This window comes from Mesorhizobium sp. M0522 (assembly GCF_040321085.1).
Lineage (GTDB): Bacteria > Pseudomonadota > Alphaproteobacteria > Rhizobiales > Rhizobiaceae > Mesorhizobium.
The window spans coordinates 1-700 of sequence record NZ_JAMYQW010000103.1 but is presented as its reverse complement, the minus strand read 5'-3'; the positions used below and the strand labels follow the sequence as shown (position 1 = coordinate 700).

Below are 700 nucleotides of genomic sequence, written 5' to 3'. Positions count from 1 at the left end.
CGTTCATGCCGCGGCGGAGGCCGCCGAGATCAAAAAGCGGGTAACGCCGCACACCCTGAGGCATTCCTTCGCCACACATCTCCTGCAGCAGGACGTCGACATTCGCGTCATCCAAGTTCTGCTCGGCCATGCCAAAATTGATACGACCGCGCTCTATGCCCATGTCGCCACCAAGACGATCCACACCGTGATGAGTCCGCTCGACCGGATCAGCCTGCTCACAGAGGGCGAGATACGACCGGACAGATAACGCGGCGACGGTGCGCCGCCCGTCCCTGGAGGTCGCCGACATCTTCCATCGCCATGGTGCCGCCTGGCGCGCGGCCCAGGCCGGCCACTTGAGCCTCGGCCAGCTGAAGGTGATGTCGGCGATCGAGACCTGCCGCACCGCGGCGCTTGGCGGTCATGTCGAGGCGTGCGAGGACTGCGGCCACAGTCGCATTGCGTATAACAGCTGCAGGAATAGACACTGTCCAAGGTGCCAAGGCGCGGCGGCAAGGGAATGGCTCGCCGCACGCGAGGCCGATCTCTTGCCGGTCGGCTACTTCCACATCGTCTTCACGCTGCCGGCCGAGATCGCCGACATCGCCTATCCCAACAAGGCGGTGATCTACGACCTGTTGTTCCGCGCCGCCTCGGAAGCGATGCTCACCATCGCCGCCGATCCAAAACATCTCGGCGCCCGCATCGGCATCACCGC

Annotated in this window: 2 protein-coding genes; both read left to right on the top strand. The window is 64.4% G+C overall.

Translation table 11 applies throughout. The features are described 5' to 3' along the window. Positions 1 to 250: tyrosine-type recombinase/integrase (locus NKI58_RS35465; RefSeq protein ID WP_352854544.1), on the top strand; the 250-nt coding region annotated here is incomplete at its 5' end. A 10-nt stretch (positions 251 to 260) separates the two neighbouring features. Then, a partial coding sequence (locus NKI58_RS35460; protein WP_352854542.1) for an IS91 family transposase occupies positions 261 to 700 on the top strand: 440 nt, incomplete at its 3' end.